The sequence below is a fragment of the Sphingomonas jejuensis genome (assembly GCF_011927695.1).
Lineage (GTDB): Bacteria > Pseudomonadota > Alphaproteobacteria > Sphingomonadales > Sphingomonadaceae > Sphingomonas_K > Sphingomonas_K jejuensis.
The window spans coordinates 86,717-105,000 of the sequence record NZ_JAATJE010000002.1; the positions used below are offsets into that span (position 1 = coordinate 86,717).

Here is an 18,284-nt window from a genome sequence, read left to right on the forward strand (position 1 = left end):
TTCCTCAGATCACCAGCTGCTTCGGCCGCGTCTTCAGCCACCGTGCGACCAGCAGACGCGTGAAGGTCACGGCCGTGAAGACGGAGGTGACGATGCCGATCGTCAGCACCACGGCGAAGCCGCGAACGGGCCCCGCGCCGAAGATGAACATGATCACGGCGGCGATGACGTTGGTAATGTTCGCGTCCAGGATGGCCCGGCTCGCTTCCTTGTACCCGAACTCGACCGATCCGTTGATGGTCCGGCCGCGTCGCTGTTCCTCGCGGATGCGCTCGTTGATGAGCACGTTGGCGTCGACCGCAGCGCCGATCGTCAGCACGAAGCCGGCGATGCCCGGCAGTGTCAGCGTGGCATCCATGATCGCCATGACACCGATGATCATCAACACGTTCACGACGAGCGCGATGTTGGCGTACACGCCGAACCGCAGGTAGGCGAACAGCATCAGCAGCACGACGGCGGCGGTGCCGATGACGCCGGCGACCACGCCGCGCTCGATCGAGTCCTGGCCGAGTTCCGGGCTGATCGTCGACTCCTCGATCACCTGCAGCTCAACCGGCAGCTGTCCAGAGCGGAGGGCGATGGCGAGCTGGTTGGCGCTCTCCACCGTGAAGTTTCCGCTGATCTGCGCGCTGCCGCCGAGGATCGGCTCGTTGATGTTGGGGGCCGAGATCACCTCGTTGTCGAGAATGATGGCGAACGGGCGGCCGGTGTTCTCCTGCGTAACACGCGCGAACTTGCGCCCGCCGGAGCTGTTGAAGCGGATCGTCACCACCGGCGCATTGGTTTGCTGGTCGAACGTCTGCTGAGCATCCACCAGCTCGTCGCCGGCGACCATGACCTGACGCCGCACGGCGAGGTTTCCGGGTCCGCCATTTTCGGGCGGGTAGGGCAGGATCTGCCCACCGATCGGCGCGCGCCCGGCGGCCACGGCCTGCGGATCGGCGTTGATGTCGACGAGCTTGAACTCGAGGCGGGCCGTCTGGCCGAGCAGGTCCTTCAATTGCTGCGGATCCTGCAGGCCCGGCACCTGCACGACGATGCGGGTCGCGCCCTGCCGGATAATCGTCGGCTCGCGGGTGCCAAGCTCGTCGATGCGGCGGCGGACAATGTCGGTCGCGACCGCCATCGCATTGTCCAGCGCCGCGTCCAGCCCGGCTTCCGTCGGCGTCACCGTCACGCGGTTGGTATCAACCACCGCGATCTGCCAGTCACGCTGCCCGGTCACCCCGACGCCCTGCGTCAGCGCGCGCAGGCGCTCCACCGCGCCGTCGACCTCGGCCGGGTTGCGGACGAAGAAGCTCAGCTGCCCGCCGCGGGTAGAAATCTCGCCGATGTCGATGCGGGGCTGCTGCCGACGCATTTCGGTGCGGATGGTTTCTTCCATCAGCTGCAGCCGCTGCCGCGCGATATCGTCGACCTGCGCTTCCAGGAGGATGTAGCTGCCGCCGGCGAGATCAAGGCCGAGGTTCACCACCGGAGCCGGCATCCATGCCGGCAGCGCCTGGCGCGCACGATCGGGCAGAAGGCTCGGGATCCCGGCAAGAACGCCAATGATCACGGTGGCCCAAACGAGCCACATCTTCCAGCGGGGAAAGTCGAGCATTGGGTCAGTCGTTCGCGGGTTTAGTGCCGCCGGCCGGCATCACGTCGGACAGCGTGCCCTTGACCGCGCGCACCCGGACATTGGGGGCAACCTCGACCTCGACATGGTCCGCCTCGACGCGGGTGACCTTGCCGATCAGCCCGCCTCCCGTCACGACCTGATCATTCTTGCGCACCGCTTCCACCTTGGCCCGGTGCTCCTTCACGCGCTTCTGCTGCGGCCGGATGAGCAGCACGTAGAAGATCACGAAGATCAGGACGAGCGGCGCCAGCTGCGCGATGAAGGCGCCGGCCCCCGGCGCGGCGGTGCCCGCGGTCTGGGCAAATGCGGGAGAAATCAACATCGTGGATTGAAGCTCGCATGAGAACGGACGGTCGCGGACGGAGCCCGGACAGGATGGTTCGGCGCGCTATCACGCAAGGCCCCGGTCAGCAAGCGCGCGGGCCCGGGCCGGCTTGCATGGCGGCGCGATGGCGCGTAGACGCCGCCGTCTCGGTCGGGGCGTAGCGCAGCCTGGTAGCGCATCACACTGGGGGTGTGGGGGTCGCAGGTTCGAATCCTGTCGCCCCGACCAGAGAACGGATCGCGCGCCCTCGCCGCCTTTTGGTCGCTTGAGGATCCTGCAAATGCGCGAAGCCGCCATCGTCTCCACCGCTCGCACGGGCATCGCACGTGCCTTCAAAGGTGCGTTCAACGATACGGACACGCCGGTCCTGGCCGCGCACGTGGTAAATGCGGCCGTTGACCGCGCGGGGATCGATCCGGCGCGTATCGAGGATGTCATCATGGGGGTGGGGTCGCAGTGGGGGCCGCAGGGCTTCAACCTCGGTCGCACCAGCGTGTTTGCCGGGCATCTTCCGCAGGATGTCCCAGGCGTTGCGCTTGACCGCAAATGTGCTTCCGGTCTGACCGCGCTCGCCTTCGCCGCGCGGGGCATCATCGCAGGCGACATGGACGTTGCCGTGGCGGGCGGCGCCGAGTCGATCACTCATACCCGCAACAGCCATGCCCCGAACCATCGCGCGCAGCCGCAATCCGTCACCGACGGTGCGCCCCACGCCTACATGGCGATGATCGAGACCGCGGAGCTGGTGGCGGAGCGCTACGGCATCTCGCGTGAGGCACAGGATGCGCTCGCGGCGCAAAGCCATCAGCGCGCCGCGGATGGCTTTGCCGCCGGCCGTTTCGCCGATGAGATCGTGCCGATCACGGTCGAGCAGGACATCGTTGCCAAGGATGGAAGCATTACGGGCCGGCAGACGGTCACGCTCGACCGCGACGAAGGCGTGCGCGCCGACACGACGGTGGAGGCGCTGGCCCGGCTGAAGCCGGTCTGGCGCGACGGGCAGATCGTGACGGAGGGCCGCTTCGTCACCGCCGGCAATGCCAGCCAGCTGTCCGACGGTGCCTCCGCGCAGCTGTTGATGGACCGCGCCACCGCGAAGGCGGAGGGCCTGCCGATCCTGGGGATCTACCGCGGCTTCCAGTCGGCGGGCTGCGCGCCGGAGGAAATGGGGATCGGCCCGGTTTTCGCCATTCCGAAGCTGCTGGATCGCGCGGGGCTGAGCGTGGCCGATATCGGCCTGTGGGAGATCAACGAGGCGTTCGCGAGCCAGCTGATCTACTGCCGTGACCGGCTGGGCATCCCCGACGACCGCCTGAACGTCGATGGCGGTGGGATCGCCGTTGGCCATCCCTTCGGCATGACCGGGAGCCGCCTTGCCGGTCATGCCTTGATCGAGGCGCGCCGCCGCGGCGTGCGGTGGGCGGTCGTTTCCATGTGCGTCGCCGGCGGAATGGGGTCGGCGGGCCTCTTTGAGATCACCGACTGACGCGGGCTGCGTCTCCCTCGCCGTGCACCTGCCGCTCCAGTTCGGCATTCAGCTCGGCGCCCAGCAGGAACACGTAGGCGCTCAGCCATAGCCAGGTCAGCAGCACGATGACCGCGCTCAGCGAACCATAGGTCGCGCCATAGTTCCCAAAATTGGCGACATAGATGCCGAACAGCGACGTGCCGACGAGCCACAGGATGGTGGCCCCGATCGCGCCGGGCGAGAGCCAGCGCCAGCGCGGCTGATCGACCGATGGGCCGACGTAGAACAGCGCGGACGCCCCCGTGACCACCAGGGCTGCGAGCACCAGATATCCGACCAGGCGCAGCAGGATCAGGACTATGGTCGGGGCGCCGGGCATCAGCCCTTCCAGAAAGCCGATCAGCGCTGTCGCGAGCATCGCCACGATGACCAGCAACACGCCGCCGACCACGATCGCGAAATTGATTGCCGTGGCCTTCATGAAGCCGCGACGTTCGGCGGTATCGTAGGCGACGTTGAGCCCGGTCACGATTGCCGAAGCGCCCTTGGTCGCACCGTAAAGTGCGATCACGAGCGCCAGAAGAAGACCCAGGCCCTGCTTGCCCGAAGAGGACTCGACGACGCTCAGCAACTGCTCGGTCACGATCGTCGCGGCTTCCTCGGGAAGAGCCGAAAAGATCGCCTGAATATCGTTCTGGACCGTGCCAGGCGCGGCGAACAAGCCGTAGCTGAGCACAACCGACGCGAGCAGCGGGACGATGGCGGCGAAGGCATAGAAGGCGATCCCGGCCGCGATCAGGCCGATATTGTCTTTGCCGGTCTCTGCCCATGTCCGCTTCAGGATGGCGAGCCAGCCTTCGGCCGGCACCTTGAGCGGTGACGCCGCCCCGGCACCCGCCTTGTCGTCAGGATGCATCATGCCGCCTCCTCCGCATCGCCGGCTTCCGCAAGGTCGAGACATGCCTCCACGGCCTGCCCGAGCGAACCGACATAAAGATCCGCACCCAAGGCGCGCTGGATCTCCCGATCGCTGAGCGCTGCCTCGCCCTCCGGCCACAATCCGACGAGGATCGGCACGCCAGGAGATCGCGCGCGCACGCGCCGGATCAGGTAGCGGAGGTGCGACGGCGTACCGCCGATCTCCAGATATGAAATGCAGACGAGGCGCGTCGGCGACAGGTCGAGCGACCCGATGTTGGCGCGCGACCCGGCCTCATGCGCCACCCGGCTGGCGCCAAAGCCACGCTTCGTCAGCAGCTGCGCCAGCATCGCGGTCACGGCGTCGTCCAGCACGCCGCGGCCGGCGATGCACAGCACCGCGCTCTCTTCACGCCACGTATCCGGCGCCTCGCGCAGCTCGACAGGTGCGGTCTCGTTGAACCCCGCATCATCTTGGGGAACCGGCTTCAGCGGTTTGTCGCGGGCAATCGTCTCGCTTGCGGTGTCGTCCGCGCCTTCAAGCTCGCTGACCAGCACCAGCATGGAATCGACCACGCGCCCGGCCCGAGTCCGATCGATGGCGCCGCGCGATACATCGGCCGCCGCAAGCTTCAGCGCGGCCAGCGCGACCTCATCATAATATGCGGTCAGGGAGCGCTCCTCCAGCTGCGCTTCGGCTTGGTCCAGTGCCTCGTCCGGATCCTCGGCCAGCATCCTTTGGTAAAAGCTTTCCACCGGGCTGAGCGCCGGGCGGTCGCCAAGCAGCACGTCCAGGAACTCCAGGCTGGGAATGTGCCGGCCGAGCACCACGAGCAGCAGGGTCAGCGGCATCGACAGGACCAGCCCCACGGGTCCCCAGATCCATGTCCAGAACACTGCCGCCAGCACCACGGACAGCGGCGACAGCCCGGTCGAGTGACCGTAGAGCAGCGGCTCGATGACATAGCCGATCAATGGCTCAAGCACGACAAAGAGCGCGGCCACCATCAGCACGGTGGTCCAGCCCGGCTCCAGCCCGGCCGCAACCGCCAGCGGCAACGCCGCCCCCAGAAGCGCGCCGATGTAGGGCACGAACCGGAGGACGCCGGCCAGGATGCCCCACAGCGCCGGCACCGGCAGGCCGATCGCCCACAAGCCCAGTGCCACCACCGTGCCGAAGCTGGCGTTCACCGCAAGCTGCGACAGAAAATACCGGCTCAACCGGGCTGCCGCGTCGTCCATCGCCGCGGTCGTGCGATGAAGGTCCGACGACCCGAACAACCGGATCAGCCGGTCGCGAAGATCCTCCTTCTGCATCAGCATGAAGATCGCCACCACCAGCACGATCACGAAGGTCTCGAAGGGCGCGACCACCGGCTCCAGATAGCCGCCGATCTGCTCCAGCACGGGCACCTGCGGCTCCACCACGCGGACGTGCAGTGGCTGCGTGCGGGTTCCGCGCACCAGATCGGGATCGGCCGGTGCGGCCGCGGGCGCCTCCTCCGACAACAGCTTCAGCCGGTCGGTCGCGAAGCGCTGCGCCCGGTCGACCTTTCCCTGGATTGTTTCGGCGTAGGCAGGCGCGTTGGTGGCCAGGGAGGCCGCCTGCATCCCGACCAGCGTGCCGATCGCGCCGAGCGTCGCCAGCGCGGCAAGCACGGCGGTGAAGATCGCAAGGCCGCGGGGCAGACGCAGGCGGCGCAGCAGCACCACGATCGGCGACAGCACAAAGGAAAGCAGCACGGCGAGCGTGATCGGGATCAGCACGTCGCGAGCGAAGAACAGCCCCGCGACCACGACAACAAACACTGCCAGCGCCAGCAGACCGCTCAGCGCCGGCACCTGCGCGGGCAGCACGGTTGCGCCTGCCGTCATCTCGTCGCCTGCCGGCCTCTGCCGGGCCGGTGTCGCCTGAACCATATGGACGTCCCCTTTGGGACATGAACCATCAGCCGCTCGGTTCGTGCCACGGTGCCGCTTCGGCAGCCGCGATGTGCAACCCTTGGCCGTCGTCACCGTTCACGAAATCGAGCAACGGGAGGATCAGGCATGGTGGGCAGGCGACAGATGGTGGGCGCGGTCGGCGCCGGGCTGGCAGCCGCGATCCTCTCCGGCGTGGCGCCGGCAGCGCTGCAAGGCACGGGGCGCCGCGCTCGGCAGGATGGACGCATGGGATATGCCATCGTCGGCCTCGGCAACTACGGGACGCGCCAGATCATGCCGTCGTTCGTGCACAGCCGGAACGCCCGCATTGCGGCGCTGGTCAGCGGCACGCCGGCCAAGCTGGAACGCTACGGCGCGGAATATGACGTGCCGACCACGCACCGCTACAGCTACCAGGACTTCGACCGGATCCGCGACAATCCCGATATCGACATCGTCTATGTCGTGCTGCCGGTCAGCATGCATGCCGAATATTCGATCCGGGCCTCCCGCGCGGGCAAGCATGTGATGTGCGAAAAGCCGATGGCCATGTCGGCGGTCGAATGTCAGTCGATGATCGATGCCGCGACCGCCGCCGACCGGCAGCTGATGATCGGCTATCGCAGCCGCTTCGAGCCGAACAACATCCATGCCATCGCGCTTGCGCGGTCCGGGAGGATCGGCGCGCATCGTGTGTTCGACAGCCAGCATGGCTTCGCTGCCTCGCTGCAGAGCGGATGGCGCCTCGACCGGTCGATGTCGGGCGGAGGGTCGATGATGGACATCGGCATCTATGGCCTGAACGCCGCCCGCTACATGCTGGGTGAGGAGCCGACGGAGGTCATCGCGATGGACGCGACCGACCGCACCGATCCCCGGTTCCGCACGGTGGAGGATCGCCTGCTGTCCACGCTCCGCTTCCCTTCCGGGGCGGTGGCGCAGCTGGTGTCGAGCTATTCCAGCCACCACAACCGGTACCGCCTGAGCGGCGCCGACGGCTTCATCGATGCCGATCCCGGCACGCCCTATGAAGGACAGCGCTTGCGCCTGAAGGCGGGTGACGAGGACGTTCGGGACGTCACGCGGCCGGTCGGCCCGCGGGAGCAGTTTGCCGGGCAGCTCGACCATCTGCCGACAGCCATCCGGGAAGGGCGACGCAACATCGTGCCTGGCGAGGAAGGGCTTGCTGACATCCGCATCATCGAGGCGATGTACCGGTCCGCGGCCGAACGGCAGCCGGTGCGCCTGGCATGACGCCTGTCACCCGTCGACACCTGATCGCGGCGGCTGCGCTCTCCCCGCTCGCCGCGCGGGCGGGGGCGCAAGGCCCGACAATCATCGGCCGGATCCATCGACTCGATCCCGGCCTCGATGCGATCGTCGACACCGCCTCCGCGATCGAGGTGCTGGGATCGGGCTACCGCTGGGCGGAGGGACCGGCATGGTCGCGCGCCGAGCGTCACCTGCTGTTCTCCGACGTGCCCGCCAACATCGCCTATCGCTGGCGCCCGGCCGATGGGGTCCAGCCCTGGCTGCAGCCATCCGGCCTGGCCGGTGCCGTTCCACCCGGCATTCGCGAGGCCGGATCGAACGGCCTGAGCTTCGCCCGCGATGGCGCGCTGCTGATCGCCAACAGTGGCGGCCGCAGCGTCGACCGGCTTGATCCGGCCACTCGCCGGCGGACCCGGCTCGCCACCTCACATAATGGAAAGCGGCTCAACAGCCCCAACGATCTCGTGGAGGCGCGCAGTGGCGCCGTCTTCTTCACGGATCCGCCCTATGGCCTTGCCGAGGGTGACGACAGCCCACTGAAGGAGCAACCGCACAACGGCCTCTATCGGATTGATTCCGGTGGCAGAGTGGTGCTTCTGGACGGCACCGAAAGCCGCCCCAACGGCCTCGCGCTCTCACCCGACGAGCGCACGCTCTACCTTGCATTGTCGGAGGACGCGCACCCGCGCGTCCTCGCCTTCGATCTGAGCGCCGATGGCACGGTGTCGAACAAGCGCGTCTTCTGCGACATGCGCGGCCTCGACGGTCCCGGCCTGCCGGACGGCGTGAAGACGGATCGTGCCGGCCATGTCTTTGCGACCGGCCCGGGCGGCGTGCATGTGATCAGCCCGGCGGGACGCAGGCTTGGCCTGATTTCCACGGGCAAGGCGACCGCTAATATCGCGTTCGGTGAGGATGGCCGCAGCCTGTTCCTGACGTCGAGCGACATGCTCGCCCGGGTGCGCCTGCGCAGCAGCGGCTGGTGACATCAACGCAGATCGCGCCGGAACACTCCCCCTCTGATCATGGCCTGCGCGGGACAATCTCCGCCGGTCGGACGTTGGGACGCAGGAGTGCATCGTCGAGGAGCCCGAATTGCGACATTACCTGGTGGCGGAGAGCGAGACACAAGAGGAACGGGATGAGCGCCGGGAGCATGCCGGCAAGAGTTCGGGAGAAACCTACGCCGCCACGCTGAAGCAGATCGACCCGGACTGCGAGATCGAGATCATCGCTCCCGCGGATGCCGATCAGGCGCCGCTGGAACCCGGCGCCATCGCCCGGTTCGATGCCGTTTTCCTCACCGGATCGCCGCTCCACGTCTACAACGACACGCCGGAGGTCCGCCGGCAGCTCTCCTTCATGCGCGCGGTGTTTGCATCGGGCACGCCGTCCTTCGGCTCCTGCGCGGGCCTGCAGGTCGCCGTCGCGGTTGCAGGCGGATCCGTCAGGAAGATGCCGCAGCGGATGGAGGCGGGTGTGGCCCGGCGGATCACCGCCACGGATGCGGGCAAGCACCATCCCATGCTGGCAGGCCGGCCCGCGGTCTGGGACGCGCCGGCAGTCCATGGCGACGAAGTCGCCGAACTTCCCGGCGGTGCCATCCACCTTGCCGGCAATGACGTGACCGACATCCAGGCGGTAGAGATCCGCCATGATCGTGGCATCTTCTGGGGCGTCCAATATCATCCCGAACTGGCGTTGGGGGAGGTGGCCGCGGCGCTGCGCCGTCAGGCAAGTTCGCTTGTCGACAGCGGACTGGCACGCGACGAGGATGCGGTGGCGCGTCAGGCCGACCTGTTCGATGCGCTCCACCGGGACCCGGAAGACCGGCGGATCAGGTGGGAACTTGGCGTCGACAGCGAGACGGCAGACGAGCCGCATCGCCGCCGCGAACTATTGAACTTCATCTCGGCGCTGCCGTCGATCGATGGACGGGTCCGATCGTGACCGATCCCCAGCCAGACACCGCCGCGCTCCAGTCCATCGTAAAGGATATTGCCGCGGAGATCGCCCGGGACGCCGAGACGATCGAGCGATCGGCTGATGCAAAGGATCCGGATGCCCGCCCCGGACCGTTCGGGATCGCAGTGACGCCTCTGAACGGGGATGCGGTGTACGCCGGCGCGGCCGATACGCCCTTCCCCCTGCAGAGCATCGCCAAGGTGTTCGCGCTCGACCTGGCATTGTCGGAGATCGGCGACGACATCTTCGAGCGGGTCGGCCGCGAACCGTCCGGCGACCCGTTCAACTCGATCATCGACCTGGAACTGAACCACGGCATCCCGCGCAATCCGTTCGTCAACTCCGGTGCGCTCGCGGTCGTCGACATCCTCGTCGAACGGCTGAAGGACCCCGAAGATGCCGTGGCCGGGTTCGTCCGGACCGCTCTGAAGCGCGACCGTGTCCCGTACGACGACGAGGTCCTCGCCAGTGAAAAGAGCGGCGGAGACCTCAACCGCGCGATGATGAGCTTCATGCGCCATCATGAGAACCTGCATTCGTCGATCGATGACGTGATGGAGGCCTATGTGCGGCAATGTGCCATCTTGCTCGACGTGAAGGATCTGGCGGCGGTCGCTGCAACGCTTGCGCCGACACGCCTGGGCGGAAGCCAGGCGGAGAACGCGCGTGCATGTCAGACGCGCAAGGTGCTCGCCCTCATGATGACGTGCGGCCATTACGACGGATCCGGGGATTTCGCGGTGCGCGTCGGCCTTCCTGCCAAGAGCGGTGTCGGCGGCGGCATCATGGCCGTTGTTCCGGAAGTTGCGGGCATCGCCGTCTGGTCGCCCAATCTCGATCAGCATGGAAACTCGATCCTTGGTGTGCGCGGCTTGGAAATGCTTGCGGCGCGCACCGGCTGGTCGGTGTTCGGCCCGCCACGGCCGCTTGGGTGATGCCCGCTCCTGCCCCCGCCATGGCCGCGGCCCTGGCGTCGCCCGCGGCGGGCTGGCGGCCTCGGCGGCTGCTGATCACCCGCGCCGCGCGCGGCTTCGATCATGGCCGGTCGATCATGGCCCGGGCCGCCGCGCTCGGCGTCGACATCGTCGAGCTGCCGGGCGACCGGCTGACTCTACCCAAGTCTGACGATCCGCGCCGGGCCTATGTGGAGGCGAAGGCGACGCTGGCGGTCGTCGTCGCGCCCCCCTCCAAACGTCGCCTCCAGCCGATCTCACCCAGCGCCGACTGGCGGGTCGACCTCGCCGAAGGTTGCCCTGCGCATTGCAGCTACTGTTATCTCGCAGGCTCGCTCAGCGGGCCGCCGATCACCCGCGTCTACGCCAATCTGGACGAGATCCTGGACAGCCTTCCCGACCATCTCGGCAAGGGGCAGGTCACGTCGCGGCTGGCGCGGCGGGCACATGAAGGCACGACCTTCGAGGCGTCGTGCTACACCGACCCACTGGCGCTGGAGCGGCTGACCGGCTCCCTGTCGACCATCATCGCATGGTTCGGCCGCTGGCAGGCGGATGCGCAGCTTCGTTTCACCACCAAGTTCGCGGACGTGGAGCCCCTCCTGGCGATCGCCCATGCCGGCCGCACCCGCATGCGCGCATCGATCAATCCGGCCGCCTTTGCCCGCTTCGAGGGCGGAACGGCCCGCGTTGCCGACCGGCTGCGCGGCCTTCGTCGCATGGCCGATGCCGGTTACCCGATCGGGCTGACCATCGCACCAATCATCGCCGCTCCCGGCTGGGAGGAAGCCTATGGTGCGCTGATCGACGATGCCGCAGCCGCCTTGGCTGGCGCCGACCATGCCGACCTGACGGTTGAGCTTATCACCCACCGCTTCACCGCCGGATCGAAGGCGGTGCTCGACAGCTGGTACCCGGGCTCCTCCCTCGACATGAGCGATGCGGGCCGGGCAACCAAGCGGACCAAGTTCGGAGGCGAGAAGCAGGTCTACGACGCAGAGACGATGCGCCGGCTCCGCTTCTTTTTCGAACAAAGGATCGGCGGCGCGCTCCCGAAGGCGCGCATCCTTTACTGGACCTAGATCGAAGCGACACCAAGTTACGCTGCGATTGCGAACAGATTTTCTGCGTCGCACCAACGACTCGGATGAAAGCAGTTTGGCGGGACCAAGAAAGGGGACTCGCCCGCCATGTTTCGTTCGATCAAGACCGCCTCCCTTCTGGCGGTGACGACATCAACCGCCGCACTCGCGCAGGTTGCTCCGCTTCCGGAGGCCGCTCCGGCAGACTCGGAAGAGATCATCATCACCGGCAGCAACATCCGCCGGTCGGCTGCCGAAGGCTTCAACCCCGTCCAGGTCCTTGGTCAGGAAGAGCTGCGCACGTCCGGTCGGATCACGGTCGCGGATGCCATTCGTTCGATCTCCGCCAACACCGGCAACGCCGCCAACGAGACCAGCAACAGCGGCTGGGCGTCGGGCTCCGCCGGCATCGGCCTGCGCGGATTGTCGCAGAAGAACACGCTGGTGCTGCTGAACGGCCGCCGCCTCGCCAACTACGGATTCCCGGCCAACGGCCTGTCCGACACCTTCGTGAACCTGAATGCGCTGCCGCTGGTGGCGGTGCAGCGGATCGAGGTGCTGAAGGATGGCGCCTCGGCGGTCTACGGCTCGGATGCCGTTGCGGGCGTCGTCAACATCATCACCCGACAGAATTTTGACCAGCTGGAGCTTGGCGGCAGCTTCGGCACATCGGGTGAGGGCGGCCTCGACACTTGGCGCGGACAGCTGGTGGGGGGCGTGGGCGACATTGATACCGATGGGTGGAACGTCCTGTTCAGCCTCGAAACCTATCAGCGCGACAGGCTCGATCAGGATCAGCGCCGTCTGACTCGATCGGGCATCTACAGCGACCTGCCGGGCGGCCGCTGGAACGGCTGGTCGGCCCGCGGTGCCCGCTTCCTGATCAACGGTGAGTCCGTCCCCTTCCTCGATCCTCAGGGCAATTGCCCGCAGGGCATGGAGCGGGTCGCAAGCGCACCGATCGACGGCCTTCGCGGCGATACATGCGCGATCAACCTGGCACCCTATACCACGCTCATCCCCTCGACCGAGCGCTACCAGGCCTTCACCCGTGCAACCGCGCGGCTGGACGACACGACCGAGGTCTTCGCGGAGGCGCTCTACAGCCACATCACGGGCATCTCGATCTTCGGATCCAGCCCTTACTTCACGCTGGAGGGCGGCCGCTTCGCACTCAGCCCGACCACTGGCCTTGCGGAGCCGGTGTCCAACCTGCTGCCGGCGAACAACCCGTACAATCCGTACGGCCGTCCGGTGCAGATCGAATACACCTTCTTCGATCTCGGACAGTCGCTGAAAACCAACATCTCTGAGGCGTTTCGCCTGCTCGGCGGCGTGCGCGGCGAGCTGGGCGGCTTCGAGTGGGAAGCTGCGATATACGCATCCGGCTCGACCGAGCGGGAGCGTGTCGCGGCGGGCTTCGCGAACCGCTTTCCCCTCGCCGCATCGCTCGCCGACGGCAGCCTCAACCTGTGGGAGCCGAACGCCACCAATCCTGCCGTGTTGGATGCCATCCGCCTCAGCACGCTGCGGCGCGCCCGCTCCCGCCTCTACGGGGCCGACCTGAAGATCGCCGGGAAGCTTTTCGATTTGCTGGGCGGTCCTGTCGATTTCGCGGCTGGTGTCGAAAGCCGGCGCGAATCGCTCGTGTCGCTCAACCCGCCTGAGATCGACCAGGGCCTGCAGGTCCGCCCCGCCATCGCGGCGGTGGACGGAGAACGGAGCGTCATCGCCGCCTATGCCGAGGTGAACGTGCCGATCGTGCGGGGGCTGGAGGTGCAGCTGGCGGCGCGCGGCGACCATTATAGCGACTTTGGCGATGCTTTCTCGCCAAAGGCGGGCGTGCGCTGGCAGGCGTTCGACTGGCTGATCCTGCGCGGATCCGCCTCACGCGGTTTCCGTGCGCCGTCCTTGTCGGAGAACTCGTCCTCCACCAACATCTCCTACGGCTCCGTCATCGACCCCTTCGATCCCGACGTGCCGAACTCGCGCCAGTCGCCGACCTTCTTCACCATCGGCAACACCCAGCTCGAGCCGGAGCGGACCCGCAGCTACAATCTGGGCGCGGTCTTCACCCCGACGCGAACCACGACGCTCAGCGTCGACTGGTACAATCTGAAGCTCACGAACCTGATCGGCACCAACAACACCACGGTGCTGGTCGCAGGCAACGACCCCGCCAACGTCGCGCGCGATGCCCGTGGCAAGCTGGTTGCGGTGTACAACCGGTATCAGAACCTCAGCGAGCTGGAGACGTCGGGCATCGACATCGACCTGCTGCAGCGCGTGCCGACCGACCGTTTTGGCGAGTTCCGGCTGTCCAGCGTCTTCACGCATGTCTTCAACTATCGCCGGCCGAACACCGTGGGTGGACCGCTGCTCGACTATGCAGGATCCAACCTCGGACCGACCCTTCCGCGGAACAAGGCGACGACGCGGCTCGGCTGGTCGCTTGATCGTACGGAGGCGGCGGTCACCTGGTTCCACACGGGCGGCTACCGTCAGGCGACGGTGGTCGGCGGGCAGGAGCGGGTCGACGGGTACGACCAGTTCGACATCTACCTCGGCTATCGGCTCACCGACGGCATCACGCTCTACGGCAAGGTCGACAACGTGCTGGACGAGTGGCCGCCGCACGACGCGTCATTCCCCGGCATCCGGGCGCCTTACGACTTCATCCAATACGACCTGCGCGGCCGCTATTTCCAGGTCGGCTTCGATGCCCGCTTCTGACGAGAGGATGACGATGCTCCGCACCACCTTCGCTGCGGCCCTGCTGGCGGCAAGCGCTCTGGCGTCCCTGCCCGGCGCGACGGCCACCGCACAGACAAGCTATTACTTTCCCGATGCTGCAGAGGGCGAGCTCGATCCCGCCATCCCGACGCCTGAAGCGTTCCTCGGCTATCCGATCGGCAGCCGCTACACACGTCACGACCGGTTGGTCGCCTATTTTCAGGAGCTTGCCCGGCTCTCTCCGAGGTTTCGTGTCGAGGAGATCGGACAGAGCTACGAAGGGCGCCCGCTCTTGTCCGTGCTCGTAACATCGCCGGCGAACCACGGCCGTATCGACGCGATCCGTCAGGCGCACGCCACCCTTGCCGATCCCGCTGCGCCGCCGATCGACGCCAATGAGCCGGTGGTGATCAACCTGTCCTACAGCGTTCACGGCAACGAAACGTCGAGCGGGGAAGCCGCGCTGCTCACCGCCTATTACCTCGCTGCTGCCCGGTCGGACCGCGTGGCGGGCTGGCTCGATCGTTCGGTGATCGTCATGGATCCGGCCCAGAACCCCGACGGGCGCGATCGCGCGGCGAATTGGCACAATGCATGGCGCAACGACCCGCCGATTGCCGACCCGTTCGACAAGGAGCATGTGGAACCGTTCCCCAACGGCCGCACCAACCATTACTTTACCGATCTCAATCGCGATTGGCTCGCGGTGACGCAGGTGGAGACGCCGCCGAAGCTGGCGATCTTCCATCGCTGGCTGCCGAACGTGATGATCGACTTCCACGAAATGGGATCGGGCAGCACCTATTATCTGGAGCCGACGCCGGAGAGCAACCAGAGCGCGCTGCTCCCGAAATCCTCCTATGATGCGAACCTCTTGATCGCCCGCTACCAGGCGCGCGCGCTCGATCGGCTCGGATCGCTTTATTATACGCGCGAGAACTTCGACAATTTCTCGCCCGTCTACGGATCGACCTACCCCGACTTCCACGGCGGCGTCGGCGCAACAGTCGAGCAGGCGAGCTCGCGCGGGCTGGTGCAGGACACTGCGGGCGGCCTACTGGAATTCCGCTTCACCATCCGCAATCAGCTGGCGGTCGGCCTGGCGACCATCGACGGGGCCGTGGCCGAGCGCGCGGCGCTGTTCGACCTGCAGAAGAGCTTCTTCCGGTCGGCGGTCGAGGAGGGACGGCGCTATCGCACGCGCGCCTTCGTGTTCGGCGATCCCGACGATCCGGGTTTGACGCGGCGGATGGTCGAGCTGCTTCTCACCCACCGCATCCAGGTGCACCGGCTGGCCGCCCCGGTGACGATCGACGGCGTTCGTTATGAGCCCGGCAGCGCCTTTGCTGTTCCGTCAGCCCAACCGCAGTTCCGGCTGGTCCGCGCCATCTTCGAGGAAACGCCGCCCGTGTCCGGCGTCGTCTATGGCAGCACATCCTATTCGATTGCACAGGCCTATACGTTGCGGTTCGGCGGCGCGCGATCGCTTGGCGGGTTGGGTGATCCGGTGACGGAGACACCGCCGCTGCCCACGGCACCTCTCTCTGCATCGAGCTATGCCTATGCCATCGACTGGCGGGACGTGAACGCGCCGCGCGCGCTCGCCGCTTTGCTGAAGAAGGATGTGCGGGTTCGCGCCGCCTTCGGCCCCTTTTCCGCGGCGACGGATGGTGGCGATGTCGGCTTCGGCCGCGGTACTCTTGTCGTGCCCGTCGGTGGCCAGGCTCTCGACGGCGATGCCCTGCGGCAGGCCGTCGCAGACGCAGCCGCGGAGGCAGGTGTCGCGGCGCATGCGCTCGCAGGTGGGCTCAGCGCGAGCGGGATCGATCTCGGCAGTGACAGCGTCCGTGCGATCCGTTCGCCGCGCGTGGCGATGGTCATGGGAGAAGGCGTCAGCGCGGCTGAGATCGGCTCCACATGGTTCGCGTTGGGCGAACGGCTGCATTGGCCTGCCACCCGGCTCGATCCCGCACAGGTCGGGCGCGTCCCGCTCGAACCCTATACCACCCTTGTGCTGGCGAGCGGCGGATACGAAGGCTGGAGCGATACCACCGTCACCCGGCTGCGACGCTGGATCGAGGGGGGTGGGTCGCTCATCACCTTCGGCACGGCGTCGCGCTGGGCGGTCGAGCAGGGGTTGGCGGGCACAACCGCCGTTGAGGCTCCTGACGTCGACGAAGCGGTTGCCGCAGCGGCGGGCGGCGCACGCCTCGACTTCGACGCGCGGCGCGATGCCCTCGGCGAGGCGCGGACCAGCGGCAATGCCATCTCGGCCGATGTCGATCCGACCCATCCGCTCGCCTTCGGCCTGACGCGCCGCGACCTGTTCGTGAACAAGGAAAGCGACGTCACGCTGCCGCCGGTCAGCGACCCCTTCTCCAACGTGGTGGCGATCGACAGCGATCCGGGTGTCAATGGCTACCTGTCCCGGCCTTTGCGCGACCGCTTCGCGGGCTCGGTTTGGGCGCAGGTCGCCCGGCTGCAGAACGGCAACGTCGTGCTGTTCGCCGATGACCCGGCCTATCGTAAATACTGGCTCGGTACGGAGCGCCTGCTCATCAACGCGGTGTTCCTCGGCAACCACCTGACTCCATCGACGCGGCGTTGAAGCCGCAGCCCCGTGCATCGTCCGCGACTGCACGGGGCTAAACGCCTCCCTGGGCCTCAGCGACCCTGCCTTCATCTGCACTCCCAACAAGCAAGATCGTTGGGCGAACACGTATTCTAGCGCTCGGCAGAAGCTCCCGTGGGGGAGGTAATCCGGCAGGAGCGCGGGTCAGCCATGGCGATGCTTGGCGCTTCCAGCGTGAATGACGTCCTACCCGCCCACCCTCGATGGTCTGGATCCGTGAGCGGGCACATGCCTGACACGCGGCGTGTCTTCGCCTTTCGAACGCGATTAGCTGCTGCCGGTGCCTGATCGTTTCCTGCACCGCCCTTTTCAGCCGCGCAGACCTCATGCGCTCCTGCCCCCCCCCGGGACGGAGCATAGGATCCAGCAAAGAACTATCCTCACGGGGCGTCAGGCGCGCGTGTGAAATGATGCTGCGCGCCGATTGGCCAAAGCCTCGCAGCCCTCAGCCGCCCAAACGCAAAAACGCCCCCCGCTCGATGAGCGGAGGGCGTTCGAAAAAGCTGGTTGCGGGAGCAGGATTTGAACCTGCGACCTTCAGGTTATGAGCCTGACGAGCTACCGGGCTGCTCCATCCCGCGCCGGGTCCTGTCGATCGAGACGACAGGGATGTGAATGGGTTTTCTGTCCGCGCTGCGCGCCGGCTTCAAAGCCTGGCGACGACCTACTCTTCCATCGCTTAAGCGATAGTACCATCGGCGCTGTCGGGTTTCACGGCCGAGTTCGGGATGGGATCGGGTGGGTCACCGACGCTATGGCCACCAAGCTATGGAGCCGGCGCGCCGCGGGGACAGGTTGTTTGAGATCGTGAAGGCATGAGCGTCTCATCCACGAGACAGCCCAGGGCTGTCGTTGATGGTGGGACTCTTCAAGCGCGAATAGAGCGATTAGGACCGGTTAGCTCCATGCGTTACCGCACTTCCACATCCGGCCTATCAACGTGGTGGTCTTCCACGGCTCTATGATATCTTATCTTGAGGGAGGCTTCCCGCTTAGATGCTTTCAGCGGTTATCCCGTCCGTGCATAGCTACCCTGCTGCACCGTTGGCACGATGACAGGTCCACCAGAGGCACGTTCACCCCGGTCCTCTCGTACTAGGGGCAACTCCTCTCAAATATCGACGCCCACGGCAGATAGGGACCAAACTGTCTCGCGACGTTCTGAACCCAGCTCACGTACCACTTTAATTGGCGAACAGCCAAACCCTTGGGACCTGCTCCGGCCCCAGGATGTGATGAGCCGACATCGAGGTGCCAAACAACCCCGTCGATATGAGCTCTTGGGGGTTATCAGCCTGTTATCCCCGGCGTACCTTTTATCCGTTGAGCGATGGCCCTTCCACGAGGGACCACCGGATCACTATGACCGACTTTCGTCTCTGCTCG

General features: G+C 66.6%; 12 protein-coding genes, 2 tRNA genes and 2 rRNA genes (1 of these 16 cut by a window edge). 9 read left to right on the top strand and 7 right to left on the bottom strand.

Annotated elements, in window-relative coordinates; all coding sequences use genetic code 11:
* Positions 1–4 precede the first annotated feature (4 nt).
* Together secD and yajC are read right to left on the bottom strand one after the other, a co-directional pair.
* Complete coding sequence (secD, locus tag GGR88_RS09850) at positions 5–1,606, bottom strand: protein translocase subunit SecD (protein WP_167954554.1); 1,602 nt, start codon at positions 1,604–1,606, stop codon at positions 5–7.
* A 4-nt stretch (positions 1,607–1,610) separates the two neighbouring features.
* Entirely contained in the window at positions 1,611–1,949 is a 339-nt protein-coding gene (gene yajC / locus GGR88_RS09855) for a preprotein translocase subunit YajC (protein WP_167954555.1), read from the bottom strand.
* 154 nt (positions 1,950–2,103) lie between these two features.
* Between yajC and GGR88_RS09860 the strand changes: the two genes are divergently transcribed.
* Both GGR88_RS09860 and GGR88_RS09865 read left to right on the top strand, forming a co-directional pair.
* A tRNA-Pro gene (locus tag GGR88_RS09860) sits at positions 2,104–2,180 on the top strand.
* A 52-nt stretch (positions 2,181–2,232) separates the two neighbouring features.
* Positions 2,233–3,438 (top strand): thiolase family protein, encoded by a 1,206-nt coding sequence (locus tag GGR88_RS09865; RefSeq protein ID WP_167954556.1) that lies wholly within the window; start codon positions 2,233–2,235, stop codon positions 3,436–3,438.
* Here GGR88_RS09865 and GGR88_RS09870 read toward each other — a convergent pair.
* Together GGR88_RS09870 and GGR88_RS09875 are read right to left on the bottom strand one after the other, a co-directional pair.
* Positions 3,428–4,288, bottom strand: coding sequence for a YhjD/YihY/BrkB family envelope integrity protein (locus tag GGR88_RS09870; RefSeq protein WP_167954557.1), 861 nt, complete (start codon positions 4,286–4,288; stop codon positions 3,428–3,430). The two genes, GGR88_RS09865 and GGR88_RS09870, sit on opposite strands and share 11 nt — an antisense overlap.
* Before the next feature lie 47 nt (positions 4,289–4,335).
* Complete coding sequence (locus GGR88_RS09875; RefSeq protein WP_209023366.1) at positions 4,336–6,213, bottom strand: AI-2E family transporter; 1,878 nt, start codon at positions 6,211–6,213, stop codon at positions 4,336–4,338.
* Positions 6,214–6,387: 174 nt separating this feature from the next.
* On the opposite strand from GGR88_RS09875, the gene GGR88_RS09880 reads away from it, so the two are divergent.
* The 7 genes from GGR88_RS09880 to GGR88_RS09910 all read left to right on the top strand — a co-directional run bounded on the left by GGR88_RS09880 (position 6,388) and on the right by GGR88_RS09910 (position 16,874).
* Positions 6,388–7,515, top strand: a complete 1,128-nt coding sequence (locus GGR88_RS09880; protein ID WP_167954559.1) for a Gfo/Idh/MocA family protein — start codon at positions 6,388–6,390, stop codon at positions 7,513–7,515.
* Entirely contained in the window at positions 7,512–8,519 is a 1,008-nt protein-coding gene (locus tag GGR88_RS09885; RefSeq protein WP_167954560.1) for an SMP-30/gluconolactonase/LRE family protein, read from the top strand. Before GGR88_RS09880 ends, GGR88_RS09885 begins: the two co-directional genes overlap by 4 nt.
* 109 nt (positions 8,520–8,628) lie before the next feature.
* Positions 8,629–9,483: a type 1 glutamine amidotransferase gene (locus tag GGR88_RS09890; protein ID WP_167954561.1), complete on the top strand. Its 855-nt coding sequence runs from the start codon at positions 8,629–8,631 to the stop codon at positions 9,481–9,483.
* Positions 9,480–10,433, top strand: coding sequence for a glutaminase A (gene glsA / locus GGR88_RS09895; RefSeq protein WP_167954562.1), 954 nt, complete (start codon positions 9,480–9,482; stop codon positions 10,431–10,433). Before GGR88_RS09890 ends, glsA begins: the two co-directional genes overlap by 4 nt.
* A gap of 20 nt (positions 10,434–10,453) precedes the next feature.
* Positions 10,454–11,533 (top strand): SPL family radical SAM protein, encoded by a 1,080-nt coding sequence (locus GGR88_RS09900; RefSeq protein WP_167954563.1) that lies wholly within the window; start codon positions 10,454–10,456, stop codon positions 11,531–11,533.
* 108 nt (positions 11,534–11,641) lie between these two features.
* Positions 11,642–14,266 carry a TonB-dependent receptor plug domain-containing protein gene (locus GGR88_RS09905; RefSeq protein ID WP_167954564.1) on the top strand — a complete coding sequence of 875 codons (2,625 nt, stop codon included), beginning with the start codon at positions 11,642–11,644 and terminating at the stop codon, positions 14,264–14,266.
* Between the two features lie 13 nt (positions 14,267–14,279).
* Positions 14,280–16,874, top strand: a complete 2,595-nt coding sequence (locus tag GGR88_RS09910) for a M14 family zinc carboxypeptidase (protein ID WP_209023367.1) — start codon at positions 14,280–14,282, stop codon at positions 16,872–16,874.
* A 528-nt stretch (positions 16,875–17,402) separates the two neighbouring features.
* On the opposite strand, the gene GGR88_RS09915 is transcribed toward GGR88_RS09910, so the two are convergent.
* The 3 genes from GGR88_RS09915 to GGR88_RS09925 form a co-directional block, all read right to left on the bottom strand.
* Positions 17,403–17,479 (bottom strand) — tRNA-Met (locus GGR88_RS09915).
* A gap of 70 nt (positions 17,480–17,549) precedes the next feature.
* Positions 17,550–17,664, bottom strand: a 5S ribosomal RNA gene (gene rrf, locus GGR88_RS09920).
* Between the two features lie 101 nt (positions 17,665–17,765).
* Positions 17,766–18,284: ribosomal RNA gene (locus GGR88_RS09925) — 23S ribosomal RNA — on the bottom strand (it continues 2,272 nt past the right edge of the window).

Coding starts and splice junctions, on each gene's coding strand:
- GGR88_RS09885 (WP_167954560.1), top strand. CDS start 7,512: ATGACGCCTGTCACCCGTCGACACCTGATCGCGGCGGCTGCGCTCTCC.
- GGR88_RS09905 (WP_167954564.1), top strand. CDS start 11,642: ATGTTTCGTTCGATCAAGACCGCCTCCCTTCTGGCGGTGACGACATCA.
- GGR88_RS09910 (WP_209023367.1), top strand. CDS start 14,280: ATGCTCCGCACCACCTTCGCTGCGGCCCTGCTGGCGGCAAGCGCTCTG.
- GGR88_RS09875 (WP_209023366.1), bottom strand. CDS start 6,213: ATGACGGCAGGCGCAACCGTGCTGCCCGCGCAGGTGCCGGCGCTGAGC.
- GGR88_RS09900 (WP_167954563.1), top strand. CDS start 10,454: ATGGCCGCGGCCCTGGCGTCGCCCGCGGCGGGCTGGCGGCCTCGGCGG.
- yajC (WP_167954555.1), bottom strand. CDS start 1,949: ATGTTGATTTCTCCCGCATTTGCCCAGACCGCGGGCACCGCCGCGCCG.
- GGR88_RS09880 (WP_167954559.1), top strand. CDS start 6,388: ATGGTGGGCAGGCGACAGATGGTGGGCGCGGTCGGCGCCGGGCTGGCA.
- GGR88_RS09865 (WP_167954556.1), top strand. CDS start 2,233: ATGCGCGAAGCCGCCATCGTCTCCACCGCTCGCACGGGCATCGCACGT.
- secD (WP_167954554.1), bottom strand. CDS start 1,606: ATGCTCGACTTTCCCCGCTGGAAGATGTGGCTCGTTTGGGCCACCGTG.